Origin of the sequence: Bradyrhizobium sp. 197 (assembly GCF_023073375.1) — a bacterium.
Taxonomy (GTDB): Bacteria; Pseudomonadota; Alphaproteobacteria; order Rhizobiales; family Xanthobacteraceae; genus Bradyrhizobium.
Window position 1 is genome coordinate 1 of record NZ_JADPJJ010000147.1, and the last position, 599, is coordinate 599.

Below are 599 nucleotides of genomic sequence, written 5' to 3' on the forward strand. Positions count from 1 at the left end.
GCCTGGACTGGACCGAACAATTCTCCTCGATCGCGGCGAGCGCCGACCAACTCAAGGCAAACAGTGCGATCATCGACGGCGAGGCCGTGGTGTACGGCCGTGGCGGCCTGTCGGACTTCCAGCAGCTCAGGCGGGAGCTCGGCCGAAAGCGCAGCGAGCGTGTGCGCTACCACGCCTTCGATCTCCTGTACCTCGACGGCTATGACCTGCGTGGCGTCATGTATGAGGATCGCAAGCGCCTGCTGCAGCGCCTTCTGAGAGACGCGCCAAAGACCTTCATCTATGTCGAGGCGCTTGCGGCCGACGGCAACGAGGTCTTCGAGAAAGGGTGCAAGCTGGGGCTGGAAGGCTTGGTCGCCAAGCGGCTGGGCCAGCCTTACCGCTCCGGGCGGCAAGAGAGCTGGATCAAGCTCAAGTGCAAGAAGAGCGAGACCTTTCCGATCGTCGCCTTCGTGGAGAAGCTAGGGGCGCGCCCGCGCAAGGTCGCCTCGCTCTACGTCGGCCGGCGCCAGAACGGCAAGCTGCTCTACGCCGGCAAGGTGCGTACCGGCTACACCGAGACGACCGCGCGCGAATTGCGCGACCGGCTTGATCCGTTG

The 599-nt window shown here is 64.8% G+C and carries 1 protein-coding gene; it reads left to right on the plus strand.

Annotated elements, in window-relative coordinates; translation table 11 throughout:
• On the plus strand, positions 1-599 hold a 599-nt coding region (locus IVB27_RS34605; RefSeq protein ID WP_524536532.1), incomplete at both ends, for an ATP-dependent DNA ligase.